Source organism: Pseudomonas sp. KSR10 (assembly GCF_022355455.1).
Lineage (GTDB): Bacteria > Pseudomonadota > Gammaproteobacteria > Pseudomonadales > Pseudomonadaceae > Stutzerimonas > Stutzerimonas stutzeri_E.
This window is the reverse complement of record NZ_JAKOEN010000023.1, coordinates 83,390-109,280: the sequence shown is the minus strand read 5'-3', so window position 1 is coordinate 109,280 and position 25,891 is coordinate 83,390. Positions and strand designations below refer to the sequence as shown.

Genomic DNA, 25,891 nt, shown 5'->3' with positions numbered 1-25,891 from the left:
GGCGCGCGTCCTGTGCAGGTTTTTATTGTTTCGCCTGCGTTGCGCGACGTCACGGCAGCTTCAAGGAAAGCACCATGCAGAAGTCTCAAGCCTACGGACAGCGGCTGTTACGCGGCCAGACGCCGACCTATGAGCGCTTGCAGCAACGCCTCGCCGAGGACGGCCAGGAAGAGCCACAGGCGCCCGTCACGCTGCACTGTGGTTGGGGGCGGATCCTGATCGGCAACACCTATTCGGACCCAGCGGACCTGGCCGCCGACCTGCTTCATGAGCAGGCCGGCGAACGCGACATCGCACTGTATGTGGCGGCACCGCACCAAGTGCTGGCCCACGCGCCGCAGCAGCTGTTTCTCGACCCGTCCGACACCTCGCGTATCTGGTTCACCGACTACCGCCCCGCCCGCCGCAGTTTCCGTGGTTTCGCGATCCGCCGCGCGCAGAGCGAAGCGGACTGGAACGCGATCAACTGCCTGTACCAGTCGCGCGGCATGCTGCCGGTCAACCCTGAACTGTGCACACCGCGTGAACAGGGCGGCCCGGTGTACTGGCTGGCCGAGGACGACGACTCCGGGCAAGTCATCGGCAGCGTCATGGGAATCAACCACCACAAGGCGTTCAACGATCCCGAGAATGGCTCCAGTCTCTGGTGCCTGGCGGTCGCACCCAGTTGTACCCGGCCAGGCGTGGGCGAGGCGCTGGTTCGCCATCTGATCGAGCACTACAAGGGACGGGGATTGGCATATCTGGACCTGTCGGTGTTGCACGACAACAAGCAGGCCAAGGCGCTGTACGCCAAGCTCGGCTTCCGTGACCTGCAAACCTTCACCGTCAAGCGCAAGAACACCTTCAACCAGTCCTTGTTTCTAGGTCCCGGCCCGGAAGCGGAGCTGAACCCCTACGCCAGAATCATCGTCGACGAGGCACGCCGGCGTGGCATCGAGATCAGTGTCGATGACGCCGAGGCCGGCCTGTTCACCCTCACCCATGGGGGGCGAAAGGTGCGCTGTCGCGAGTCGCTGTCTGACCTGACCTCTGCCGTCAGCATGACGCTGTGCCAGGACAAATGCCTCACCCACCGTACCCTGGCAAGGGCTGGGCTCAAGCTTCCGGCCCAGCAGCTGGCGGGGTCGGCAGAAAGCAACGCGGCGTTTCTCGAGGAGCACGGCAGCGTGGTGGTCAAGCCGGTCGACGGCGAACAGGGCCACGGCGTATCGGTGGACCTGCGCAACGTCGAGGATCTGGAGGACGCGATTACCCAGGCACGACAGTTCGATCAACGGGTGCTGATCGAGAGCTACCACGCGGGGCTCGATCTGCGCATCGTGGTTATCGGCTACGAAGTGGTCGCGGCCGCCATCCGCCGCCCCGCCGAAGTGGTGGGCGACGGCAGCCATAGCATCCGTGAGCTGATCGAAGCCCAGAGCCGCCGCCGCCAGGCCGCCACCAGTGGCGAAAGCCGCATCCCGCTCGACAAGGAAACCCAGCGTTGCATCGAAGATGCCGGTTTCGACTACGAAAGCGTCCTGCCGCGCGGGCAGCATCTCGTGGTGCGTCGCACGGCGAACCTGCATACCGGTGGCATCCTCGAGGACGTCACTGACCAGTTGCACCCCGAACTGATCGACGCAGCCGTTCGCGCGGCGCGGGCGTTGGACATCCCAGTGGTCGGGCTGGACCTGCTGGTGCCCGCCGCGGATCAACCGGACTATGTATTCATCGAGGCCAACGAGCGTGTCGGTCTGGCCAACCATCACCCTCAGCCAACCGCGGAGCGATTCATCGATTTGCTGTTTCCGCTAAGCCACAACACCCTCTAGACAGAAGGCAGCAAGGACTTGGCGGCCATCGCCGCCTCCTTCGTGACAGGCCTCACTCGCATTCATTCAACCGCATGGCGGCATCCATCCATTGCCCCACAAGGATCGATCATGACTGCAAAGCTTCCCGAACCCGATCTCAATTACCTGCAACGCGTGTTGTTGGAAACGCTGGCGATCCCCAGCCCTACCGGCTTCACCGACACCATCGTGCGTTACGTTGCCGAACGCTTGAAGGAATTGGGTATCCCCTTCGAGCTAACCCGCCGCGGCACGATCCGCGCAACGCTGAAAGGCCGTCGGGACAGCCCCGATCGAGCGATCGCCGCGCACCTGGATACCATCGGCGCCAGCGTTCGTGAAATCCACGAAACCGGCCGACTGGGGCTGTCGCCGGTCGGCTGCTGGTCCAGCCGTTTTGCCGAAGGCAGCCGCGTCAGCGTGTTCACCGACACCGGAGTGATTCGCGGCAGCGTGCTGCCGTTGCTCGCCTCTGGGCACGCGTTCAATACCGCAATCGATGAAATGCCGATCAGCTGGGACCATGTCGAGCTACGCCTGGATGCCCTTACTACCTGCCGTGCCGACACCGTTGCGCTGGGCGTCCACGTCGGCGACTTCGTCGCGTTCGATCCGATGCCGGAGTTCACCGACAGCGGCTACATCAGCGCCCGTCACCTGGACGACAAGGCTGGCGTGGCTGCGCTGCTGGCGGCCCTGAAGGCCGTGGTCGAGAGTGGTCAGGCGCTGCCGATCGACTGCCACCCGTTGTTCACCATCACCGAAGAAACCGGCTCCGGTGCAGCGGGCGCGCTGCCATGGGATGTGAGCGAGTTCGTCGGCATCGATATCGCGCCGACCGCCAAAGGCCAGGAATCCAGTGAACACGCCGTCACGGTTGCCATGCAGGATTCCGGCGGCCCATACGATTTCCATCTGTCGCGACACCTGATCAAGTTGGCCGAAGGCCACGACATCCCGGTGCGCCGCGACCTGTTCCGCTACTACCACAGCGATGCCCAGTCGGCGATCGCCGCCGGGCACGATATCCGCACCGCCCTGGTCGCGTTCGGTTGCGACGCAACCCATGGCTATGAGCGCACCCATATCGACAGCCTTGCCGCGATGAGCCGCCTGGTCTGCAGCTACCTGCTCAGTCCGCCAGTCTTCGCCAGCGACGCACACACGGGCCAGGATTCCCTGGAAAACTTCAGTCATCAGCTCGAGCACGACGCTCAGATGGAGAACGACACCCGCGTGCCACCAGTCGATTCGATCTTCGACAAGCGATCTGACGATTCGTCCGATTGAGCTTCGTGTTTCATGATGCGCCGCCAAGTTGAGGCAATTGCCGATTGCGAGGCGGCTTCGATCCGGGCAAAGTCGCAAGTGTCTGAAATATATGGATTGCCTCAGGCGAACCTGGCTTGCCATTCGCGTTACTGAAAACTGCGCGCAGTCGCGTGATCTGGCTACCGCGCCTGATCCGCCTGCGACTTTTGCACGATTCCGGGTCTCAACATGTTGCCGCGTCTTTGCCTGGCCTTCTTCCTCCTTTGCCTGTCTGTTCAGAGCTGGGCATTTGCTCCCGTCCCGGTGGACTCGGAGGATTTCCGTCAATCACTGGGCAGCTGGACCTATTTTCTGCGCGACCCCGCCGCCGAACTGGGCGTAACCGAGGTGTTCGACCTGCCGGAGAAGACGTTCGAGCCGGTTACCGACAAGCACGTCAATAAGGGCAAGAACAGCGACACATGGTGGTTTCGCGTCGACCTGGACAACCAGCTGAGCAAGGCCATCGGCGGTTTCGTCGAGATCAACTACCCACTGCTCGACCACATCGAACTGTATGTGCGCCATCCGGACGGCCGTATAAGCCGACAGGAGTCAGGCGACAGCCAACCGTTCAGCGAACGCTCGGTCAAAGTCAGTAATATCTGGTTTCCGATCGACCTGGAACCTGGCAACTCGACACTGCTCCTGCGCGTACAAAGCACCAGCACGCTGTACGTGCCCTTGTATTTCAGTAGCTACGCTGCGAACGCGGCGGCGGCCGAAGAGTCGATGGGCTTCGTTGGCGCCTTCTACGGCGTGCTGTTCGCGATGTTCTGCTACAACCTGTTCCTGTTTGTATCGCTGCGCGAGCCGGCCTATTTCTGGTATCTGGTCTACAACCTCAACGTGGGCCTGTTTGCGCTGAGCTTCGATGGTCTGCTGGTCAAATGGCTGAACGATGACGGCGGCTTTGTCGCGTTGGGCATTTATGCCCTGATGCTCAGCCACTGCCTGGTCTCGATCCAGTTCAGTCGCCACTTTCTACACACTCGCGAGCATTTTCCACGGCTCGATTTCGCGTTGCTGGTGGCATTCCTTGTGTCGTTTGGCGCACTGCTGTCCGGATTGGTCCTCGATCTGCAAACCTGGAGCATTCTGGCCAGCGTCATGGTGATCAGCACGTCCATCGGCCTATTGCTAACCGGTGCGTTCGTCTGGCGCCGTGGTGTTCGGTACGGCCTCTACTACACCCTGGCGTGGGGTGTGCTGTTGATAACCTTCGTCATCGTCACGGCTGGCTCCTTGGGCTTCAACCTGCTCGGTCTGTACGGCTCGTCGATCGTCAAAGTCGGTATCGCGTTTGAGCTGATCACGCTTTCCATTGGCCTTGCCGACCGTATCAACCTGCTCAAGGAGGAAGGTTTCCGCTCGCGCCAGGCCGCCGAGCGAGCGGAAAGCGAGAACCAGGCCAAAAGCCGCTTCCTGGCGAAAATGAGCCATGAGATCCGCACGCCGCTCAACGGTGTGCTCGGAATGCTTCAGTTGCTGCGCGAAACTTCGCTGGACCGCAACCAGCGCTTCTATCTCGACACCATTTCCAGCTCCAGCGCCTCGTTGATGTCGGTGATCAATGACATCCTTGACTACGCCCGAATCGGTGCCGGCAAACTGGTTCTGGAAGATATCGAATATGACCTCGAAGCACTGGTTTCCGAGACCATCAGTCTGTTCACCGCCCAGGCCCTGGAAAAGGAGCTCCGCCTGCATGTGAGCCTCGCGACGGGCGTGCCACGGCGACAACGGGGCGATCCGACCCGACTCAAGCAGGTGCTGCTGAACCTGCTGAGCAATGCCCTGAAGTTCACCGAGCGCGGCTGCGTCATGCTGGAAGTCACGACTCAAGGGCCGGCCGATGCCCGGAGGCTGGCCTTCTCGGTAACCGATAGCGGCATCGGCATGCGCGCCGAGGTGCTCGCACAGTTGTTCGTCTCCTTCGCCCAAGGCGACTCCAGTACCAATCGCCGCTACGGCGGCAGTGGCCTGGGACTCGTGATCAGCAAGGAGCTGGTGGAAATGATGGGCGGCCAGATTGACGTCCAGAGCACACCGGGCCAGGGCAGCCGCTTCAGTTTCTCCATTCCGCTGCACGACGCGTGCGGCAACCATGATCCGCTCACCGCACTGCTCGAAGGCCGTACTGCGGTGATGGCCTCTCAAGACGTCCATGCGCTCGACGCCATGGGTAATCTGCTGATGCGCTGGGGCATGCGGGTGGTGCGCTGCGAAGAGCCACAACGACTGCCGCGCTACCTGGACGATCACGCCACGACACCCTTGCTGGTTCTGATGTCGCCGTGGCCCGGAAGGCCTCAGGACTGGCTGGCATCGCTGAGCAACCAGCTCCAGCCGAATCAGCGCGTGCTGCTACTGTGCCCCCCGCAAACCGAATCATTGGTCCTGGCGCCAACGCTGCGGCTGGTCAATCTGCCACTGCCGCTTTTGCTTGGCCCACTGCGTGATGCGCTACATCGGCTCTATCAGCCGATGGGCCGTACACCAGTCGATGCGGCCAGGCTAGACCACAACGCGGCGACATCACGTTCACGCATTCTCGTTGCCGAAGACAATCCGGTCAGTCAGATGGTGGTCACCAGCCTGTTGCGCAAGCGTGGCTACGAAGTGATGATCGCCGAGAATGGTCGCCGTGCCGTGACGGCCTATCGCGATGATCCCTCCGCCGCGCAGTTGATCCTGATGGACTGCGAGATGCCGGAGCTCGACGGCTTTGAGGCAAGCCGGCAGATTCGCCGCATTGAAGCTGAACAGGGTCTCGCACCCGTGCCAATCATTGCGCTCACAGCGCATGTCCTCGACGATCATCGCGAGCAGGGCCGCGAGGCCGGTATGGACGACTTCATCGGCAAGCCATTGGACACCGAGCAGCTGTATGCTTGTCTGGATCGCTTTTTAAGCTCCCCGATTACCGAACCCAACCATCCCACCTGAGCCGACTCCATGCTCATTCCCCATGACCAGCTCGAACCCGATACCCTCACCCGCCTTATCGAGGATTTCGTGACTCGCGAGGGCACCGACAACGGCGACGAGACGCCGCTGCAAACCCGTGTCGAACGGGTACGTCAGGCGTTGAGCAAGGGTACGGCGGTGATCGTCTTCGATGCGGATCACCAGCAATGTCAGCTGGCGCTCAGGCGCGACGTGCCGAAGGAATGGCTGCTGGACTGAGCCTCAACCCAGCACGCCGCCGTCACGCTCCCAGGCGCAGCGCATGCGCAGATCACGCTGATGCGGGCTGTGCGAACCGCTTTCGGTTTCCCAGCGAAACGTGTGCGTGCCGTTGAGCTCGGTTTCCAGATGGACCACCGCACTGGTCCAGTAGAGCTCGTCGAGCAGGGCTTCGAAGTTGCGCACCCAGAGCGCCCATTCGTATTCGACTGCGCGGTAGCTGGCGCCGAAATGAATCACCTGCGTCTGATACAACCCATCGCCGGCACAGCAGGAGAACATCTCACGGCCGATGAAGGGCCAACCCTCGCCTTGCGGCAGACTGTTCAGTGCACGGCGATTGACCGTACGGCGCAGCCGGCATTGCTCGACATCGGCCGAGGGCCAGTCGCGGATGCTGCCGTAAACGATGGATTCCGGCTCCACAGGGACACTCCAGAAGAAAGCCCGACATGTTCAACCAAATCCGCTTGGCGTTCCAGGGTCTACTGCGGCTCTGGCGACTTCGCGTTATCCAGGCGGTGACGCAGGCCACACCTCGTCTCGGATGCATGACTTCAGGCGGCAGCTGCTGCCGTTTGGTCACGCCGCGGAGCCAGACGCAAGGCGAGCACCGACATTACTGCCGCCATGCTCGCGAGCACCAGGAACGGCCCGCGATAGTCGCCCGCAATATCACGACCCAGACCGGTCAGTACCGGCGTGAAGCACGCCAGGCAATAGCCGGTGCAGAGCATCATTGCGGTAAGGCGACTCACTGCCAGCGGTGTGCTTGCTTCATACATCGGCAGCACCAGCGACATGGAGAAAGTGCCGTTCAAGGCCACGCCCAACAGCATGCAGACCCCTAGCGGCTGGACCTGCGGAACCCAGGCGATGACCAGCAGACAGGCCGTAGCCAGCACTCCGCAGCAAGCCATCAGCAGGTGCCGTTTACCGAAGCGCTGGGCCAACCAGGGCATGGCGAATGCGCTGGGCAGACCGATCAGCATGAAGCCGCTGAAGAAGGCGTTGCTCTGCAACAGGCTGAAGCCGACCTCGTGGTAACGCGCAACCAACCAGGTCGCCAAGGCGTAGAACAACCCGGCCTGAAGGGCGAAGTAGATGCTCACCAGCCAGGCGCGCGGCTCGCCCCAGGGTAGCCCGGCGCGCCGCTCTACAGCGGCCTCCGGCTGGTTGGGTAATTGCCACCAGAACGTCAGCGCCAGGAGCGCCGGTATTGCCCAGAGCGCAAGCCCCCAGGTCCAGCGCTCATCCAACCATTGCGTCGCGGGTGCCGTCAGCACCACACCGATGGTGCCGCCAACGGCCATGCTCAACGAATAGAAAGCAGCGGTTTTGCCCATGCGATCGAGAAAATAGCGCTTGATGAAGCCCGACAGCAGCGGCCCTGCGACCGCGATCCCGGCACCAACCATGGCGGCCGTGCCGATCAGCACCGCCGCACTTTCGCCCCACAGTCGCAGCACCAGCGCCACACCGATAAGGCCCAGGCACAGGCTGATGGTCCGCTCCAGACCGAAACGCACGGCCAGCCGCGGTGCCAGCGGTGCCAGCAAGCCCATCAGCAGCACAGGCAACGCCGTGGTCAGGCTGATCAGGCTTCGGCTGAGGTCAAGTTCCGCCGCGATGCGTTCGATCAGGGGCGCAAAAGAAGTGATACCGGGACGAAGATTGATGGCGGCGAGCACCAGAGCCAGCATGAGCAGCCAGCGAGATGGGTTTTTCACAGTGAATCCACGAGTCGGACTAGGATCGGACAGGCAACCCTACTCCCGACCCCAGGTCACGGCAAGCAAAACGGACCGAACAGTCAGGTTTTGCTCTTGTTGCGCTTCTTCACCGCCAGCGCGGCCATCTCGTCGTAGATGGCCTGCGGGTTCTGCTGTTTGATTTTCCAGGCCATGCGGCCTTCCTCGTGCGGCAGGATCATGAATGCGCCTTCGGCCCCCTGCCGATAGATGTAATCGGCGATATCGGCGGCAGTGATGGGCGATGCCTCGAGCAACTTGCTGATTTGCGCCTTCATGTTGGGCGTCGGACCACGATAGGAATCCATCAGGTTGGTCTGAAAGAACGAGGGGCAGACCACGTGAACGCCGACTTCCTGCTGTCTGAGTTCGACCAGCAGGCTCTCCGACAGCGCCACTACGCCGGCTTTGGCCACGTTGTAATTACTCATGCCCGGTGCTTGCATCAGCGCGGCCATGGAGGCGATGTTGATGATCTTGCCGCGGCTCTTCTGCACCAGCGGCAGGAAGGCCTTGCAGCCTTTGACCACGCCCATGAGGTTGATCGCGATCTGCCAGTCCCAGTCTTCCAGCGACAGCTCATCGAAGAAGCCACCGGACGCGACGCCGGCATTGTTGACTACCACGTCGATACCGCCGAGCTTGGTTTCACAGGCCTGCGCCAGCGCCGTCAGCTGGCTGTAGTCACGCACGTCGCAGCGCTGGGTGAAACCGTCGCCGCCGGCCTCACGAACCATTTTCAGCGTTTCAGCCAGACCGGCCTCGTTGACATCCGAGAGCGCCAATTGCCAGCCCTCGCGAGCCCAGCGTAAAGCGATTTCGCGACCCAGACCTGAACCGGCGCCAGTGACCATCATGCGGTTTTGCATCGTTTGTAACCTTTTGTTCGTTGAGTTGCCACGAGTCTAGCGAAAGCCGGCCTGGGCTCCGGCCTCTATCGAAATGCTGAATGACGGCCATGTCCCGAGCCCGATTGGCAGCCAGCATGGCCATCGCCAGACACAAAAAAGGCAGCCCTGAGGCTGCCTTTCGGTACTGCGAGTTCGCGATCAGTGAGCAACCGCTCCGCTGGAACCCAGTCCGGTCTGCGAGCGAACGAACTGCGAGAAGAAACGTTCGCGCTCGAGACCCGCCGACTTGGACTTGTCGGTGACCGAGAAGAACCAGATGCCCACGAACGCGACGACCATCGAGAACAGCGCCGGGTACTTGTAGGGGAAGATGGCCTCGGCATAGCCGAACACATCGACCCATACGGTTGGGCTGATGATGGTCAGGATCAGCGCAGTGGCCAGGCCCAACGAACCCCCGACCAGTGCGCCCCGCGTGCTCAAGCCCTTCCAGTACATGGAAAGGAACAGCACCGGGAAGTTGCAACTGGCCGCGATCGAGAAGGCCAGCCCCACCATGAAGGCGATGTTCTGCTTCTCGAAGATGATGCCCAGCAGGATCGCCACGACGCCGAGCGTCAGGGTGGTGATTTTGGTGACGCGCATCTCGTCCTCTTCCTTGGCCTTGCCCTTCTTGATCACGCAGGCATACAGGTCATGGGAAACCGCCGAGGCGCCCGCCAGGGTCAGGCCGGCCACAACGGCAAGAATGGTCGCGAAGGCCACCGCGGAGATGAAGCCGAGGAACAGGTTGCCGCCGACGGCGCTCGCCAGGTGGATGGCGACCATGTTGGTGCCACCAATGATGGCGCCCGCTGCGTCCTTGAATTGGGGGTTGGTGCTGACCAGCAGGATGGCGCCGAAACCGATGATGAAGGTCAGGATGTAGAAATATCCGATGAAGCCAGTGGCGTAGAACACGCTCTTGCGGGCTTCCTTGGCATCGGCCACGGTGAAGAAGCGCATCAGAATATGCGGCAGACCGGCAGTGCCAAACATCAGGGCCAGACCGAGAGAGATCGCAGAAATCGGGTCAGACACCAGGCCGCCCGGACTCATGATCGCAGCGCCCTTCTCGTGTATGTTCACCGCTTCGGCGAACAGACTGCCAAAGTCGAAGTCGACCGCCTTCATCACCATGATCGCCATGAAGCTGGCGCCGGACAGCAGCAGGACCGCCTTGATGATCTGCACCCAGGTGGTTGCCAGCATGCCGCCGAACAGCACGTACATCACCATCAGTACGCCAACCAGCACCACGGCGACGTAATAATCGAGACCGAACAACAGCTGGATCAGCTTGCCGGCACCGACCATTTGGGCGATCAGGTAGAAAGCCACCACGATCAGCGAGCCGAAGGCCGAGAGGATGCGGATCTGCGTCTGACCGAGACGATAAGACGCCACGTCGGAGAAGGTGAATTTGCCCAGGTTGCGCAGGCGCTCAGCCATCAGAAACAGGATGACCGGCCAACCGACCAGGAAACCGATGGAATAGATCAAGCCGTCGTAGCCGCTGGTATAGACCAGTGCTGAAATACCCAGGAATGATGCTGCGGACATGAAATCGCCGGCGATTGCCAGGCCGTTCTGAAAACCGGTGATGCTACCGCCGGCGGTGTAATAGTCGGATGTCGACGTGTTGCGCTTGGCCGCCCATTTGGTGATGCCCATCGTGAACGCGATGAAGGCAACGAACATGGCAATGGCCGTGTAGTTGACCGCCTGTTTCTGCACGTCGCCAGTGAGGGCGTCGGCCAGTAGCAAAGGCGAGGCAACCATTAGCGCCACTGCCATCAATAAACGCACAATCATTATTGCTGAGCCTCGTTGAGGATTTCCTGGTTGATACGATCGAATTCGCCGTTGGCACGCTGGACGTAGACGCCAGTCAAAATGAACGCCATGAAGATCACGCCGACACCCACCGGAATGCCCCAGGTGGTCACGGTATCGGCGGCAAGCGGGATACCCAGGACTGCTGGCTCGAATGCAATCAACAGAATAAAGGCGAGATAAGCGCCGAGCATGACGGCCGACAGCAGCCAGGCGAAGCGACCACGTTTTGCAACCAGTTCCTGGAAGCGCGGGTTGGCATAGATCTGCCGGTAAACATCTTCATTTTGCATTTCTGTCTCCACCGTATCTCCGCCCACTGATGAGGGCAGGCGGCTACTTTAGGGCCCGCCAGACCGAACACCACTCGACCATAGTCTGGTTTTTATTTTGTAGAACCGCCGGGCTAGAGCCTTTCCAATCAGTTCAACAGAGATAGAGCGGATTTATCCCGACCATCAAGCGCGACGATTTCCAATAGAGGCATGACGAAGCGAGACTCCCAACCAGCAGAGAACAATTCTCAACTCTGTTCTGAAGGGGGCTTCATGACCAAGACAATCACATTCACCCTGATGCACTTCTGCATCGCCTTTACGGTGACCTACGCCCTGACGGGAAGTGTGGCTGCCGGCGGTCTGGTGGCTGCAATCGAACCGCTTTGCAATTCGGTTGGTTTCTACTTCCACGAGAAGGTCTGGCAGCGGCTGGAAAAGCGCCAAACCGTGCATGAAAAGATTCCCGCTCACGCCTGGCTACATCATCAGGCCTGAAGTTGGCCGCTCACAGGCAGACTCGCCGGCAGTGTCCCGCCTCGCCCATAGCGATGCAGCGGCTAGCAAAAGCCCGCCGGGTGCCGGTGCATATCCTCAGGGCTCACCATCCCGAGCCTGCAGGTTGTCGCCGAACGGGCACGACGCAACCAGCTGGTCCCTTTGTGGTCAATGTTTGACGCGCTGCGCTTCGGTGGCATCTTGTCATCAGCGTCCGCTAGGAGATGCAGGACACGCAACGACAAAGCTGAGCGCCAGATCGGCAATCGCACGTTTCAACACCCAGCCACCGGTCGCAGAGGCCTGATAAGGATGTTCCCTCATAACAATGCCATCGCCACGGAATCGAGCCTTCATCGCAGCGCCAGCTCCACCTTCCCGGTCATGACCACATCCGCAGCTTCGGCACGAAGACAGCACCGGGCGCGACAGCCGTATTCCATGCCAGCATCGATCAGCAGCGAGCTGCAGTTATCATGAGTTCGCTGATCGTCCAAGCCAGTCCCAGGAGTGCCCCTTACATGCGATTGCTGCTGTGCCTGAGCGCACTGTTCACTCTGGTCGTAGCGCCTGCCCAGGCCGCGAATGTCAGTGTCGAACAATATGGCTATCCCTTGAACAACCCGTTCGAGGCAACGATCGCCACGACTCCGGCCGCGTTGCGCGCCGTCGTGCCTAGTGACGACGATATCGATCAGGCCGACTATCAATTGCGGCTGCGGCCCGAGCGCGAATTCACCTTGCCCGATAACTTCTGGGCCGTGAAACGCCTGACCTATCGCCTGGCGCGGCAGCCCGGCCCTGCCCCGCTGATGTTCATCATTTCCGGCACCGGCGCGAGCTATTCGGCGGAGAAGACCGAATCGCTGAAGCGGCTGTTCTACGGGGCCGGGTACCATGTGGTGCAACTGTCCTCACCCACCAGTTTCGACTTCATTGCCGCCGCCTCGCGCTACGCCACCCCCGGCTACAGCCCTGACGATGCCAAGGACCTGTATCGGGTAATGCAAGCGGTCCGAGCCCAGCAGCACAACCTGCCCGTGACCGAATTTCATCTCATCGGCTACAGCCTCGGCGCGCTCAACGCCGCCTTCGTCAGCAAGCTGGACGAGACACGCCAGAGCTTCAACTTCAAACGCGTGCTGATGATCAATCCGCCTGTGAATCTGTACACCTCGATCAACAACCTGGACAAGTTGGTACAGACCCAAGTCGAGGCGATCGACAGCACCACGACCTTCTATCAGGTCATCCTGGACAAGCTCACCCGCTACTACCGTCAGAAAGGCGCAATCAATCTCGACGAGGCCATGCTGTTCGATTTTCAGCAGTCGGCGTTGCGGCTGACCGACGAACAGATGGCGATGCTGGTCGGTTCGGTATTCCGCTTCTCCGCCGCTGACATCGTGTTCACTTCCGACCTGATCAACCGCCGCGGCCTGATCGTGCCACCCGGCTATCCAATAGACGAAGGCACCAGCCTGGAGCCCTTCTTCCGGCGCGCCCTGCTGTGCGATTTCGACTGTTACATCACCGAGCAACTGATCCCCATGTGGCGTGCTCAGCAGGATGGTGGCAGCCTGACGCAGCTGGTGCAGCAGGTCAGTCTCTACGCACTGGAGGAATACCTGCATAACAGCCCGAAAATCGCGGTCATGCACAACGCGGACGACATCATTCTCGGCGCGGGCGATCTGGGCTTCCTGCGCAGGACCTTCGGTGAGCGGATGACGCTTTATCCGCGTGGAGGCCATTGCGGCAATCTCAATTACCGGGTCAATGCTCAAGATATGCTGGAGTTTTTCCGTGGCTAGACGTTATCTGCTCACGCTGTTGTTGCTGTTCAGCGGTATCGCCTGCGCCCAGACGCCGATTCCCGACGCAGACGGTTTCACCTATCCGCTGCGCAATCTGAAGTTCAATCCCGGCCTGGATCAGCGCGAGTTCGAGCGCGCCACTTTCGACGCCCTGGACATCTACGACCCCTGGGAGTCACTGAACCGACGCATGTACTACTTCAACTACCGCCTGGATCAGTGGGTGATGCTGCCGGTGGTGCGCGGCTACCGCTATGTCACACCGCGGGTCGTCCGCACCGGGGTCAACAACTTTTTCAGGAATCTCGGCGAGATACCGACGCTGTTCAACAGCGTCGCGCAGTTCAAGGGCAAGCGTGCTATGAACACCACCGCTCGCTTGCTGTTCAACACGATCATTGGCGTTGGGGGGATCTGGGACCCGGCCACCCGCATGGGACTGCCCCGCTACAACGAGGATTTCGGCCAGACACTGGGCTTCTATGGCGTTCCGCATGGGCCCTACCTCATCCTACCGGCGCTGGGGCCGTCCAATCTTCGCGATACCGCCGGGCAGGCGATGGACTTCGGCGTCGAACGGCAGGTCGACTATTTCAGCTACGCCGAGGCCAGCGGTGGCGAGTTCGGCCTCACCGCGCTGCGGCTGATCGGTCTCCGCGACAGCACCAGTCTTCGCTACGGCCAGCTCAATTCTCCGTTCGAGTATGAAAAGGTCCGTTACGTCTATACCCGCGCGCGGGAACTGCAGATCGCGGAATGATCCGATTATTCGATAGCAAACACAGGAAATCCTCACCCTTTGATCGAACAGTCAGCAGTACGCTTCTCTTGATACGCAACGAGGGCGACCTGCCATGTCCACACGTGAAATTCTTGCCATCAGCAGCGGCCGCGCGACGTCCGACGGAGCCGGTGTCCGTCTGACCCGTCTGTTCGGCGGCGCCGCTCCAGAGCGATTCGATCCTTTTCTGATGCTCGACGAATTCGGCTCGGACAATCCCGACGAATACATCGCCGGATTCCCACCGCATCCGCATCGAGGTTTCGAAACCATCACCTACATGATCGAAGGCCGCATGCGCCACGAGGATCACCTTGGCAATGTCGGCCTGCTGGAAAGCGGTGGCGTGCAATGGATGACGGCCGCACGCGGCGTAATCCACAGTGAGATGCCGCAGCAGGAGCGCGGCGCAATGCGTGGTTTCCAGCTGTGGCTGAACCTACCGTCGAAAAGCAAGCTGGGCGATCCGGATTACCGCGACTTCGCACCCGCGGAAATTCCGCGCATAACACTGCCTAGCGGCATCGAAGCGGTGATCATCGCCGGGCAGTTTCGAGCCGAAGGCATCGACCAGCCAGGCGCCGTGCAACGACCCGATACCGAACCGCAGCTGTTCGATTTGCGGCTCCCCGTTGGCAGCAGCATCGAGCCGCAGCTGCCCGACGGCCACCGGTTGATGCTGTACGTATTCGACGGTGAGATTTCGGTGGCCGGCAAGCGGCTCGGCAAAAACCAGCTGGCCCGTCTATCCGATCAAGGCGAGCTGCAATTGGCGTCCAGCGCTGGCGCCCGGGTTCTCTTGCTGGCGGGACGCCCCCTTGGCGAGCCGATCGTTCAGTACGGTCCGTTCGTGATGAACAGCCGCGAGGAGATCGAGCAGGCCCTGCGTGACTTTCGCGACGGCGTTCTTACGGATTAATCGGCTTTTTGGGCAGTTTGCGGTAAAGGCTCGGCTCGCCAGCGGGACGGGTCTTGAAGCGCCGATGCGCCCAGAGATATTGCTCAGGATGCTGCCGTACCGCGTCTTCCACCCACTCGTTGATGCGAAGGCAATCGGCTTCCTCGCTTTCACCAGGAAAATCCGCCAGCGGCGGATGGATCACCAGGCGGTAGCCTGAGCCATCGGCAAGACGTTCCTGCGTGTAGGGAATGACCCTCGCTTTACCCAAGCGGGCGAACTTGGTCGTGGCTGTCACGGTTGCCGCGCTGATGCCGAACCAGGGCACGAAAAGGCTCTGTTTGCGGCCGTAATCCTGATCCGGCGCGTACCAGATCGCCCGGCCGGCCCGTAACACCTTGAGCATCGCCCGTACGTCCTCACGCTCGATCGCGCTGGCGTCCAGGTTATGCCGCTCTCGCCCGCGTCGCTGCACGAAATCGAATACCGGATTCTTGTGCTCACGGTACATGCCATCGATCGTGTGTAGCTGGCTCAGCAAGGCCGCACCGATTTCCAGCGTAGTGAAGTGAAGCGCCATGAGAATCACCCCCTGACCCTCGGCCTGTGCCTGCTGCAAGTGTTCGAGACCCTTTACCTGCGCCAGCTTCTGCAAGCGATTCTTGGACCACCACCAGCTCATGGCCATTTCGAAGAAGGCGATGCCCATCGAGGCGAAGTTTTCGCGTAGCAGCCGCTCCCGGTCCTTGTCGCTCAACTCGGGAAAACACAGCTGCAGGTTGCGCCGAGCGATATGCCGTCTCGAGCGCGCAGTTCGGTACATAACGACACCGAGCCCACGCCCCAGGAGCAGCAAAACCCGATACGGCAGCTGCACCACCAGCCACAGCAGACCCAGGCCTAGCCATAACAACCAAAACCGTGGATGGAGAAAGGATGCGTGGAAAAGAGATCGATCCATTGGCAAGCTCGAACCGGTAAAAGCGCGCATTCTAGCGATAAATCGCCTCTGTATGCGGCGGCGTCTCGATGCATGGCGCCCACCCGATCGGCCCGGCGAGACTTGCAGGCAGCGGTTTGCCCCGCTATAAGTCCTCGCCATTTACCGCAGCAGGCAGACCATGAGCCAAGCCGATTCTCCTGACCAGCCCCCCGTATTCCAGCTCAAGGGCAGCATGCTTGCCATCACCGTCCTGGAGCTGACGCAGAACGACCTGGAGCGTCTCGATCGGCAATTGGCCGTGAAGGTCGCGCAGGCCCCGGATTTTTTCAACAACACGCCTCTAGTGCTCGCACTGGACAAGCTGCCCGCCGAGTGTGGTCTCGACCTTCCGGCGCTTATTGCACTGTGCCGCAAGCACGGCCTGCGCACGCTGGCGCTGCGAGCTGCCGACCCGCAGGTGGTCGAGGCGGCTTCGGCGCTGGATCTGCCGATACTGCCGCCGTCCGGAGCCAAGGAACGTAAGCTCGACCTCTCCAACAAGAGCCCGGCCGAACCATCCAAGCCGGCTGAACCGACTTATCGACCCACTCGCGTGGTGACCACACCGATTCGCGGCGGTCAGCAAGTCTATGCCCAGGGTGGCGATCTCATTGTGCTGGCCGCCGTCAGCCCGGGCGCGGAACTTCTCGCCGATGGAAACATCCATGTGTACGGTCCGCTACGCGGGCGTGCCCTGGCCGGCATCAAGGGCGACACCAATGCGCGAATATTCTGTCAGCAGCTCGCCGCTGAAATGGTCTCCATTGCTGGTCATTACAAGGTTGCCGAAGACTTGCGTCGCGATCCGCTGTGGACCGAAGCCGTACAGATGAAGCTATCCGGCGACGTGTTGAACATCACCCGCCTTTAACGGATACTGCCGCGAATTTTCAAGCACCAAAACGGGCCTCCTGACGCCGACTCGGCTGAAGGTCCCGACTTCCATATTTAGGGTGAATCACCTTGGCCAAGATCCTCGTAGTCACTTCCGGCAAGGGTGGCGTCGGTAAAACCACTACCAGCGCCGCCATCGGTACCGGCCTCGCTCTGCGCGGCCACAAGACCGTCATCGTCGACTTCGACGTTGGCCTGCGTAATCTGGACCTGATCATGGGCTGCGAGCGCCGTGTGGTGTATGACTTCGTTAACGTCATTCATGGCGACGCTACCCTGACCCAGGCGCTGATCAAAGACAAGCGCCTCGAAAACCTCTACGTGCTGGCCGCCAGCCAGACCCGTGACAAGGACGCCCTGACGCTCGAAGGCGTTGGCAAAGTGATCGACGAGCTGGCCAAAACCTTTGAATTCGTCATCTGCGACTCTCCGGCCGGCATCGAGAAAGGCGCACACCTGGCGATGTACTTCGCCGACGAAGCCATCGTCGTGACCAACCCGGAAGTTTCCTCGGTTCGCGACTCGGACCGCATGCTGGGCCTACTGGCCAGCAAGTCCCGCCGTGCCGAGAACGGCGATGAGTCGATCAAGGAACACCTGCTGCTGACCCGCTACAACCCCGAACGCGTAGTCAAAGGCGAGATGCTCGGCGTTGAAGACGTCGAGGAAATCCTGTCGATCCGTCTGCTCGGCGTCATTCCCGAATCCCAGGCGGTGCTGAAGGCATCCAACCAGGGCGTACCGGTGATCCTCGACGACCAAAGCGATGCTGGCCAGGCCTACAGCGATGCGGTAGATCGCCTGCTGGGCAAGGAAGTGAATCATCGCTTCCTCGACGTGAAGAAGCAGGGCTTCCTGCAACGACTGTTCGGAGGCCGCGAATGAACCTTCTCGACTTCTTTCGTGAGCGCAAGAAGAAGGAAACGCCCGCCAACATCGCCAAGGAACGTCTGCAGATCATCGTCGCCCACGAGCGCGGCCAGAGGACTCAGCCGGACTACCTTCCCGCCCTGCAGAAAGAGTTGGTCGAGGTGATCCGCAAGTACGTCAACATCGACAGCGACCAGGTCCAGGTCGCCTTGGAAGACCAGGGCAGCTGCTCGATCCTCGAGCTGAACATCACCCTGCCGGATCGTTGATCGAGCGGGCAGCGGCCCGCTCGCTTGCCACGGCAGAATCATCGGCGACTTCGGTCGCCGATTGCGTTTGCGGAATCCCAAGATGCCCCTAAGCAACATCCAGATGATCCACCAGGACGCCGCCCTGCTGGTGATCAATAAACCCACCCTGTTGTTGTCCGTGCCCGGTCGCGCCGATGACAACAAGGACTGCCTGGTGACGCGCCTGCAGGAAAACGGCTACCCCGAGGCACGTATCGTCCATCGCCTGGACTGGGAAACCTCCGGCCTGATCGTGCTCGCGCGCGATGCCGATAGTCACCGCGAGCTGTCGCGGCAATTTCACGACCGCGAAACCGAAAAGGCCTACACCGCGCTGTGCTGGGGCGAGCCCGGGCAGCAGAGCGGCAGCGTCGACCTGCCGCTGCGCTACGACCCGCCGACCAAACCGCGGCATGTGGTCGACCATGACCTGGGCAAGCATGCCCTGACTTACTGGCGCGTGCTCGAGCGTTGCGGCCACTACAGCCGAGTCGAACTGACACCGATCACTGGGCGCTCGCATCAGCTGCGTGTACATATGCTTTCGATTGGCCATCCGCTGCTCGGCGATCGACTCTACGCCCATGAGCAGGCGTTGGCGGCCCATGACCGACTTTGCCTGCACGCCAGCATGCTCGCCCTGACCCACCCCCAGACGGGTAAGCGCATGCGCTTCGACTGCCCGGCTCCCTTTTAAATGCTGCACTCGCGCGCCCGGTTGTGAGTGACCATCGAGTCAGTCCCCGTCAATACGGTAAACTCCTTGGCCTTGCAGTCAGGAGCTCGTCATGCGCGAAGAACTCAACCAGGGTCTGATCGATTACCTCAAGGCTTCTCCAACGCCGTTTCATGCCACCCGCAGCCTAGCGCGGGGCCTTCAGGCTGCCGGTTACAAGTCGTTGGACGAAAGCGAGACGTGGCATACCGAGCCAGGTGGCCGCTACTACGTGACCCGTAACGACTCCGCGATCATCGCCTTTCAACTCGGCAGCAAATCGGTCATCGAGCACGGCATGCGCATGGTCGGTGCCCACACCGACAGCCCCTGCCTGCGGGTCAAACCCCAGCCGGAGCTGCAGCGCCAGGGCTTCTGGCAGCTGGGTGTGGAAGTGTATGGGGGTGCGCTGCTGGCGCCCTGGTTCGATCGGGACCTGTCGCTGGCCGGACGCGTGACCTATAGCCGTGACGGCCGAATCGAAAGCCAGCTGATCGATTTCAAACTGCCGATCGCGATCATCCCCAGCCTCGCCATCCACCTCAACCGGGACGCCAATCAAGGCTGGGCAATCAACCCCCAGAACGAGCTGCCACCGATTCTGGCGCAGATCGCCAGCGAAGACCGCCCGGACTTTCGTGCTTTGCTGGCCGACCAGCTAAGCCGCGAGCATGGGCTGGTAGCGGACGTGGTACTGGATTTCGAGCTGAGTTTTTACGACACCCAGAGCGCGGCCGTCATCGGCCTGAACGGCGACTTCATCGCAGGTGCCCGTTTGGACAACCTGCTGTCGTGCTTCGCCGGGCTGCAGGCCCTGCTACGGGCCGGCCCGGAAGAAACTTGCATCCTGGTCTGTACCGATCATGAAGAAGTCGGCTCCGCGTCGATGTGCGGTGCTGATGGGCCATTCCTCGAGCAGGTATTGCGTCGGGTGCTGCCTGAAAGCGAGGCCTTCCAGCGCAGCATCAACCGCTCATTGCTGATTTCTGCCGACAATGCACACGCCGTGCATCCCAACTATGCCGACAAGCACGACGGCAATCACGGCCCGAAACTCAATGCCGGGCCGGTCATCAAGGTCAACAGCAATCAGCGTTATGCCACTAGCAGCGAAACCGCTGGTTTCTTCCGTCATCTCTGTTTGGAAAATGAGGTGTCGGTTCAGAGCTTCGTTACCCGAAGCGACATGGGGTGCGGTTCGACCATCGGACCTATCACCGCCAGTCAGCTTGGCGTGCGCACAGTGGATATTGGCCTGCCGACCTTTGGTATGCACTCGATTCGCGAGTTAGCGGGCAGCCAGGACCTGGCGCATCTGGTCAAGGTACTCACTGCGTTCTATTCAAGCGCCGAGCTGCCTTGATTGCATGAAGCAGTCGTGGTGTGCGCCTGGAACCCAGGCGCAAGGGACTGCAGCCGTGACCCGGACCCTTACCTGCCATCGCCACGGCTTGGAGCGGTGCGCTTCATCCACCCCCAGGCCCTCAACGCCTTGCAATGCCTTCTTGCTGCCTCCATAGTGGGTCAGACCTGTGCCCGCTCGGCCGCTATTCTGGCAATGCAGGCCGCTGATAATTCTCTGTTCAGGTCACATAGCGATACCCCCGCCCCAACCATCGATAACCAAATCGGTATGGTGGTGTTGTGCGGGACTCGCCCTGGCATCCTGATGTGATTCTTTGTCACGGCGTACTAGCCCGTCAGATTCCACCGGGCTGTTGTTATTTTCCGCCGGGCGGATCCCGCCCCGGCGCCTGATTTGATGGCCTAATATGCGTTATTACCCAGCCTCGTGTCGCTCCTTCGAAATGAAACGATCATTGACTACGGGCTTTTTAGCCCTGTTGCTCGGCCTTCAGGCCAGCATCGCCCAGGCCAAACCTGCAGCCGGACACGACTGGGACTACCTGCAGCCCGACCGCGATCAGGTAATTGCCAGCCTCAACATCGTCGAGTTGCTCAAGCGCCATCATTACAACAAGCCACCCCTCAATGACGCCCGCTCGTCGAAGATTTTCGACAGCTACATCAAGATGCTCGATCCGTCGCGCAGCTATTTCACCGCAGGCGATCTGGCCGAGTTCGAACCCTGGCGCAACGAATTCGACAACTTCCTTAAAAACGGCAACCTCGAGCCCGGCTTCGCGATCTACAAGGTTCACCTTGAGCGCCTGCAGAGCCGGCTTCAATACGCGCTGAGCCTGCTGGAAAAAGGGGTGGACAGCTTCGACTTCACACTCGACGAAGAATTGCTGGTCGATCGCGAGAACGCCGCCTGGCCCAAGGACGAGAAAGAGCTGGATGATCTCTGGCGTAAACGCGTCAAGGATGAGGTGTTGCGACTGAAGATAGCCGGTAAGGAGCCAAAGGCGATCACGGAGCTGCTGACCAAGCGCTACAAGAACCAGCTGTCGCGTCTTGAGCAGACCCGTGGCGAAGACGTCTTCCAGGCCTATATCAATGCCTTCGCGCAATCCTACGATCCGCACACCCAATACCTGTCGCCCGACAATGCGGAAAACTTCGACATCAACATGAGCCTTTCCCTGGAAGGCATTGGTGCCGTGCTGCAAAGCGACAATGAGTACGTCAAGGTGGTACGACTGTTTCCCGCCGGCCCCGCCGAGAAGAGCAAGCAGATCGCCCCCGCGGACAAAATCGTCGGCGTAGGCCAAGGCGACGAGGAAATGGTCGACGTGATCGGCTGGCGCCTCGACGAGGTCGTCAAACTGATCCGCGGTCCGAAAGGTTCAGTCGTTCGCCTCGAGGTCGTACCAGCAAGCAACGCGCCCAACGACCAGAGCAGCAAGGTCGTCGCCATTACTCGTGAAGCGGTCAAGCTTGAGGAGCAGGCAGCCAAGAAATCCGTGCTCCACCTCAATCAGAACGGTCGCGACTACAAGCTCGGGGTCATCGAGGTGCCTGCCTTCTACCTGGACTTCAAGGCCCTTCGCGCCGGCGACAAGAACTACAAGAGCACCACCCGGGACGTGAAGAAGCTGTTGACGGAGCTGCAGCAGGAGAAGGTCGATGGCGTCGTCATTGACCTGCGCAACAACGGTGGTGGTTCGCTTCAGGAAGCTACGGAGCTGACTGGTCTGTTCATCGATCAGGGCCCGACGGTACTGGTTCGCAACAGCGACGGGCGCGTCGACGTGCTTGCCGACGAACAGGTGGGGGCGTTCTATAAAGGACCGCTGGCCGTGCTGGTCAATCGTCTATCGGCATCGGCGTCGGAGATCTTCGCCGGCGCGATGCAGGATTACCACCGAGCGCTCATCGTCGGCGGCCAAACCTTCGGCAAGGGCACCGTGCAGACCGTCCAGCCGCTCAATCATGGCGAGCTCAAACTCACACTGGCGAAGTTCTACCGGGTGTCCGGCCAGAGTACTCAGCACCAGGGTGTGATTCCGGATATCTCCTATCCAGCCGAAGTCGACACCAAGGAAATCGGCGAGAGCGCGCTGCCTGAAGCCATGCCCTGGGACAGCATTCGTGCTGCGATCAACCCTGACATGAACCCATTCAAGCCATTCCTCGCCGAACTCAAAGCCCGTCACGAAGGGCGAACCAGCGAAAATCCCGATTTCGTTTTCACCCGAGATCGCCTCGCCCTGGCCCAGGAGCTTACTCACGAGACGACCATCAGCCTCAACGAGGAGAAGCGCCGGGCGCAGCAGGAACGTATCGAGAACCGCCAGCTAGCGCTGGAGAATACGCTGCGAAAGGCCAAGGGCGAGGAACCGCTGACTAAGCTCGAAAGGGAAGACGAAACGACGCCGCATGTCGAAGACAAGAAGATCAAACCCGAGGATGATGCCTACCTGTCTGAAAGCGGCAGAATCCTGCTGGACTACCTGGGCCTGCAGGACGTGATGGCCAAGAATAACTCCGTCGAGCGCTAGCCGTCCGAATGTCATCAAAATGACATCATAGAGTCGTGAAATGCGAAGGGCCGCCACTTGTGCGGCCCTTCGCATTTTTGGCCATCACGGGATCACCATGACCGTCACCGAGCAGTTGAGCACGCTGGATAACATCCTCGCTCACGGCGACATCACCAGCCTCTTTCAGCCCATCCTTTCGCTTTCCGAACGGCGCATACTTGGCTACGAAGCACTGACACGCGGCCCCTCCAATACCCCGCTGCACTCCCCTATCAACCTGCTCGCCGCCGCCCGACACGCGGGGCGGCTCAACGAGCTCGAGATGACCTGTCGTGAAAGTGCTTGTCGCCGCTACAGTCAGCAGCAGCTGCAAGGCAAACTTTTTCTCAATGTCTCGCCGGAAACCTTGCTGGACGTAACCCACAAGCCGGGCCGTACGCTGGAGCTGTTGCACAAGTACCAAATTTCAGCCGACCGGGTCGTGATCGAACTGACGGAACAGACCCCGACGGATGACTTCGAGCTACTCGATGCCGCCTTGCACCACTATCGCGACATGGGCTTTTCAATCGCGCTGGATGACCTTGGCGCCGGCTATTCCGGCCTGCGCATGTGGTCTGAGCTGCGCCCCGACTATGTGAAAATCGACCGTTACTTCATCGACGGCATTCACCGGGACGCGATCAAACGTGAGTTCGTCGAGTCGATCATGAAAATCGCACGAGCCTCGCGAGCGCAGGTCATCGCAGAAGGCATCGAGCTGAGCGAAGAACTCCGAATCCTCTCGGATATGGGCATCGACCTTGTTCAGGGCTATTTGCTGGGACGCCCGGAAGAAGAACCCAACATCGACGCAACCGTGCTTCTGCCAAGCAACGGCAATCGCGACGAAACACCCAACGAGGAGCATCCCGACCTGACCCCGCTGGTGCTGAAGCAATCCGCGGTCATTGCCTCTCATCCGGTTGGGCATGTGCTGGAACTGTTCCGCCTGCAGGCGAATCTGAACTCCGTCGCGGTGCTCGATGCGATGGATATACCCGTCGGCATCGTTCATCGAAGCCTGCTGTCCGACGCCCTGCTCAAGCCGTTTGCGACCGACCTGCTGGCGCGCAAACCCATCAGTAGGTTGATGAGCGATGACTTTCTCGCGGTAGAGCTTGGCCAATCTTTGCAGCAAGTCAGCCGACTGTTGACCAGTCGAGCCCGGCAGCGCATCGACGAAGACTTCGTAATTACCGTCAATGGCCGCTATCACGGGCTGGGCCGGGTAATCGACGTGCTCAAACTGATTACCGAAATGAAGATCCAGCAGGCGCGCCATGCCAACCCACTGACGTTGCTGCCTGGCAACGTGCCGATTCAACAATGCCTGACACGCCTGTTACGACAGGGCCGGGAAGCTGTGATCTGCTACGTGGATATCGATCATTTCAAGCCCTTCAATGATCTTTACGGTTACGCCAAGGGAGATGAGGTTCTGCTATGTCTGGCCCACTGCCTCGATGAGCAGATCGATTCGAGCTGTGATTTCGTCGGCCATATAGGCGGCGATGACTTCATGCTGGTAATGAAATCAGACGAGTGGGCGTCGAGAATTAGCCAATTGTTCGAAGCATTCGAACAGCGTTGCCGATCGTTCTATCGCAATGAACATCTTGTTGAAGGATGCTTCATCGCTGAAGGAAGGCAAGGTGGTCAGCAACGCTATCCTCTGCTTTCGCTCTCGGTTGGTGCCGTCCAGCTGAAGCCAGGTTGCGGCGCCGAACTCGATGCGGCATGTCTTGCCGCATTGGCCTCGGAAGCCAAGCGACAAGCTAAGCAAGAAGCAGGGTTCAGCCTGTACACGATTGACACGCAACGGCAGCGGCTGAGAAATCAGAGCCCGAGCTTGGCGGCGCGAGCCTTATAACGTTCAGCCTGTTGCTTATCAGGTGCCAGCCCATGGCCGCCAGCGGCATACAGCTGGGCCAAACGGGCCGCAGCGAGCGGATGCCCTCTCTCGACTGCAAGCGTCCACCAATGAGCAGCCTGAGCGCCGTCGGGACCATGAGTGGCGTCCTCGCCAAGGCAGACGATACCCATCTGGTATGCAGCCTTGGCGTCGCCACCCTGGGCAGCCAGGCGAAGCAAGCGTATGCCTTCCTGCCTTGCGCCAAATCCCTGACCTCGAAACAGTAGGATGTGGCCGTAAAAGCTCTGCGCCTTCGGGTCCCCAATCGCGGCCATGCGAGAAAATTGGCCTTCCATCCAACGCCACAATTTCGGCTGCCGTACAGCCCAGCGTGTACCCATCAGTCTACGGGCGATCCAATAACCGCCTCGCGCTCGGACCTTATGCAGCATCACGGCGCCTCCGGGTAATCGAACTCGAATACGCGCGCAACCTCACCAGCGTGCCAGGACGCGGCTGCAGCTCCGTCTGCCGGACCGGAAAACCGCCCGAGACGCGTAGCGCATTCGAAAAAACCCGTTTTGGGCAAGCGACTGGCGCCCTGACTGATCACCAATGCACTACGCAACGGCCGATCAGCACGTGCATCCAGCGCTGCCAGATGCTCTAGCGCCGCCGTCAACGTCTGCATGGCCGGCACCGGGAGCTGAAGTCGCTCGACCAAGGCACGGTAGGTCACCAGATGCCGCTGGCGTCGGGCTTCGCTCAACTCATCCAGCAGCGCCTGCCAATGAGGACGGCTGATGCGAATCGACGCCGCGGTGTCTCTCAAGCTTCCGGCTGCCATCCTTCGATCTCCATTGCGCGGGCCAGCGCGCGGCGTATAGCCTCTCCGGGATCACGGTCGCCGCTTTCGATGAGCGCCAGATAAGCCGGACTGATGCCCGCAGAGCGCGCCAGCGCTTCCTGGTTCACTCCCTTGGCTTCCCGCAATGAGGACAGCTCGCTGAACCTGGGCAATGCAACCGCAGCCCCGGCTTCCGCCGCGACCGTCATGTTCTGGTTACGCGTACTCAGCAGCAGAGCCTGATATTCGTCCCACGGCAGCACGGCATACTCTGGCACACCATCGCGCATGATGACCTGGACACTCATCCGCTACCCCGCCCTTTGTCCCGTGAATAAAACCGGATCTTAACAGCACGGCAGCGATTTTTTGCCGTAACAAGCCGCACTAAAGAGTGAAAGCTGAGGCGAACTTACACACCAAAGGAT

The 25,891-nt window shown here is 60.6% G+C and carries 24 protein-coding genes; 15 read left to right on the top strand and 9 right to left on the bottom strand.

Annotation, left to right across the window (positions count from 1 at the left end):
* The first annotated feature begins 74 nt into the window (after positions 1 to 74).
* The 4 genes from ngg (at position 75) to MCB86_RS20145 (ending at position 6,338) form a co-directional block, all read left to right on the top strand.
* Positions 75 to 1,817: an N-acetylglutaminylglutamine synthetase gene (gene ngg / locus MCB86_RS20160; RefSeq protein WP_239611986.1), complete on the top strand. Its 1,743-nt coding sequence runs from the start codon at positions 75 to 77 to the stop codon at positions 1,815 to 1,817.
* 111 nt (positions 1,818 to 1,928) lie between these two features.
* A complete protein-coding gene (locus MCB86_RS20155; RefSeq protein WP_239611985.1) occupies positions 1,929 to 3,128 on the top strand; it encodes an osmoprotectant NAGGN system M42 family peptidase in 1,200 nt (399 codons plus the stop codon).
* Between the two features lie 210 nt (positions 3,129 to 3,338).
* Complete coding sequence (locus tag MCB86_RS20150) at positions 3,339 to 6,098, top strand: hybrid sensor histidine kinase/response regulator (RefSeq protein WP_239611984.1); 2,760 nt, start codon at positions 3,339 to 3,341, stop codon at positions 6,096 to 6,098.
* A 9-nt stretch (positions 6,099 to 6,107) separates the two neighbouring features.
* Complete coding sequence (locus tag MCB86_RS20145) at positions 6,108 to 6,338, top strand: YheU family protein (protein WP_045161374.1); 231 nt, start codon at positions 6,108 to 6,110, stop codon at positions 6,336 to 6,338.
* 3 nt (positions 6,339 to 6,341) lie between these two features.
* On the opposite strand, the gene MCB86_RS20140 is transcribed toward MCB86_RS20145, so the two are convergent.
* The 5 genes from MCB86_RS20140 to MCB86_RS20120 form a co-directional block, all read right to left on the bottom strand.
* The gene (locus MCB86_RS20140) at positions 6,342 to 6,764 is read right to left on the bottom strand and encodes a hypothetical protein (protein ID WP_045161373.1); all 423 of its coding nucleotides are present in this window, start codon (positions 6,762 to 6,764) and stop codon (positions 6,342 to 6,344) included.
* Positions 6,765 to 6,895: 131 nt separating this feature from the next.
* Positions 6,896 to 8,041, bottom strand: a complete 1,146-nt coding sequence (locus MCB86_RS20135; protein ID WP_045161372.1) for an MFS transporter — start codon at positions 8,039 to 8,041, stop codon at positions 6,896 to 6,898.
* A 110-nt stretch (positions 8,042 to 8,151) separates the two neighbouring features.
* The gene (locus MCB86_RS20130) at positions 8,152 to 8,958 is read right to left on the bottom strand and encodes an SDR family oxidoreductase (RefSeq protein WP_239611983.1); all 807 of its coding nucleotides are present in this window, start codon (positions 8,956 to 8,958) and stop codon (positions 8,152 to 8,154) included.
* Positions 8,959 to 9,138: 180 nt separating this feature from the next.
* Positions 9,139 to 10,794: a cation acetate symporter gene (locus MCB86_RS20125; RefSeq protein ID WP_045161369.1), complete on the bottom strand. Its 1,656-nt coding sequence runs from the start codon at positions 10,792 to 10,794 to the stop codon at positions 9,139 to 9,141.
* Positions 10,794 to 11,108 carry a DUF485 domain-containing protein gene (locus MCB86_RS20120; protein WP_045161368.1) on the bottom strand — a complete coding sequence of 105 codons (315 nt, stop codon included), beginning with the start codon at positions 11,106 to 11,108 and terminating at the stop codon, positions 10,794 to 10,796. The genes MCB86_RS20125 and MCB86_RS20120 overlap by 1 nt, the downstream gene beginning before the upstream one ends.
* Before the next feature lie 255 nt (positions 11,109 to 11,363).
* Here MCB86_RS20120 and MCB86_RS20115 point away from each other — a divergent pair, with 255 nt between their 5' ends.
* The 4 genes from MCB86_RS20115 (at position 11,364) to MCB86_RS20100 (ending at position 15,105) form a co-directional block, all read left to right on the top strand.
* The gene (locus MCB86_RS20115) at positions 11,364 to 11,588 is read left to right on the top strand and encodes a DUF2061 domain-containing protein (RefSeq protein ID WP_045161367.1); all 225 of its coding nucleotides are present in this window, start codon (positions 11,364 to 11,366) and stop codon (positions 11,586 to 11,588) included.
* Positions 11,589 to 12,109: 521 nt separating this feature from the next.
* A complete protein-coding gene (locus tag MCB86_RS20110) occupies positions 12,110 to 13,402 on the top strand; it encodes a serine/threonine protein kinase (protein WP_045161366.1) in 1,293 nt (430 codons plus the stop codon).
* A 7-nt stretch (positions 13,403 to 13,409) separates the two neighbouring features.
* Positions 13,410 to 14,165 (top strand): VacJ family lipoprotein, encoded by a 756-nt coding sequence (locus MCB86_RS20105; RefSeq protein WP_239612129.1) that lies wholly within the window; start codon positions 13,410 to 13,412, stop codon positions 14,163 to 14,165.
* Between the two features lie 94 nt (positions 14,166 to 14,259).
* Positions 14,260 to 15,105 carry a pirin family protein gene (locus MCB86_RS20100; RefSeq protein WP_239611982.1) on the top strand — a complete coding sequence of 282 codons (846 nt, stop codon included), beginning with the start codon at positions 14,260 to 14,262 and terminating at the stop codon, positions 15,103 to 15,105.
* Here MCB86_RS20100 and MCB86_RS20095 read toward each other — a convergent pair.
* Entirely contained in the window at positions 15,095 to 16,045 is a 951-nt protein-coding gene (locus MCB86_RS20095) for a lipid A biosynthesis lauroyl acyltransferase (protein WP_239611981.1), read from the bottom strand. The genes MCB86_RS20100 and MCB86_RS20095 overlap by 11 nt on opposite strands.
* Positions 16,046 to 16,205: 160 nt before the next feature.
* Here MCB86_RS20095 and minC point away from each other — a divergent pair, with 160 nt between their 5' ends.
* The 7 genes from minC to MCB86_RS20060 all read left to right on the top strand — a co-directional run bounded on the left by minC (position 16,206) and on the right by MCB86_RS20060 (position 24,634).
* Positions 16,206 to 16,937, top strand: coding sequence for a septum site-determining protein MinC (minC, locus tag MCB86_RS20090; RefSeq protein WP_045161363.1), 732 nt, complete (start codon positions 16,206 to 16,208; stop codon positions 16,935 to 16,937).
* Between the two features lie 92 nt (positions 16,938 to 17,029).
* Positions 17,030 to 17,845, top strand: a complete 816-nt coding sequence (gene minD / locus MCB86_RS20085; RefSeq protein WP_239611980.1) for a septum site-determining protein MinD — start codon at positions 17,030 to 17,032, stop codon at positions 17,843 to 17,845.
* Positions 17,842 to 18,099, top strand: coding sequence for a cell division topological specificity factor MinE (gene minE / locus MCB86_RS20080; protein ID WP_019341568.1), 258 nt, complete (start codon positions 17,842 to 17,844; stop codon positions 18,097 to 18,099). Before minD ends, minE begins: the two co-directional genes overlap by 4 nt.
* Positions 18,100 to 18,181: 82 nt before the next feature.
* On the top strand, positions 18,182 to 18,817 hold the full coding sequence (locus MCB86_RS20075) for an RluA family pseudouridine synthase (protein WP_239611979.1): 636 nt from the start codon (positions 18,182 to 18,184) through the stop codon (positions 18,815 to 18,817).
* Positions 18,818 to 18,908: 91 nt separating this feature from the next.
* Complete coding sequence (locus tag MCB86_RS20070; protein WP_239611978.1) at positions 18,909 to 20,198, top strand: M18 family aminopeptidase; 1,290 nt, start codon at positions 18,909 to 18,911, stop codon at positions 20,196 to 20,198.
* A gap of 445 nt (positions 20,199 to 20,643) precedes the next feature.
* On the top strand, positions 20,644 to 22,740 hold the full coding sequence (locus MCB86_RS20065; protein ID WP_239611977.1) for a carboxy terminal-processing peptidase: 2,097 nt from the start codon (positions 20,644 to 20,646) through the stop codon (positions 22,738 to 22,740).
* A 97-nt stretch (positions 22,741 to 22,837) separates the two neighbouring features.
* Positions 22,838 to 24,634, top strand: a complete 1,797-nt coding sequence (locus tag MCB86_RS20060; RefSeq protein ID WP_239611976.1) for a bifunctional diguanylate cyclase/phosphodiesterase — start codon at positions 22,838 to 22,840, stop codon at positions 24,632 to 24,634.
* Here the strand turns inward: MCB86_RS20060 and MCB86_RS20055 are convergent.
* From MCB86_RS20055 to MCB86_RS20045, 3 genes are read right to left on the bottom strand one after another with little or no spacing between them, the layout of a single operon-like run.
* Positions 24,601 to 25,068 carry an SEL1-like repeat protein gene (locus tag MCB86_RS20055; protein WP_045161359.1) on the bottom strand — a complete coding sequence of 156 codons (468 nt, stop codon included), beginning with the start codon at positions 25,066 to 25,068 and terminating at the stop codon, positions 24,601 to 24,603. The genes MCB86_RS20060 and MCB86_RS20055 overlap by 34 nt on opposite strands.
* On the bottom strand, positions 25,068 to 25,463 hold the full coding sequence (locus tag MCB86_RS20050; RefSeq protein WP_045161358.1) for a hypothetical protein: 396 nt from the start codon (positions 25,461 to 25,463) through the stop codon (positions 25,068 to 25,070). The genes MCB86_RS20055 and MCB86_RS20050 overlap by 1 nt, the downstream gene beginning before the upstream one ends.
* Positions 25,445 to 25,771: a helix-turn-helix transcriptional regulator gene (locus MCB86_RS20045; protein WP_045161357.1), complete on the bottom strand. Its 327-nt coding sequence runs from the start codon at positions 25,769 to 25,771 to the stop codon at positions 25,445 to 25,447. Before MCB86_RS20045 ends, MCB86_RS20050 begins: the two co-directional genes overlap by 19 nt.
* Positions 25,772 to 25,891: the final 120 nt, after the last annotated feature.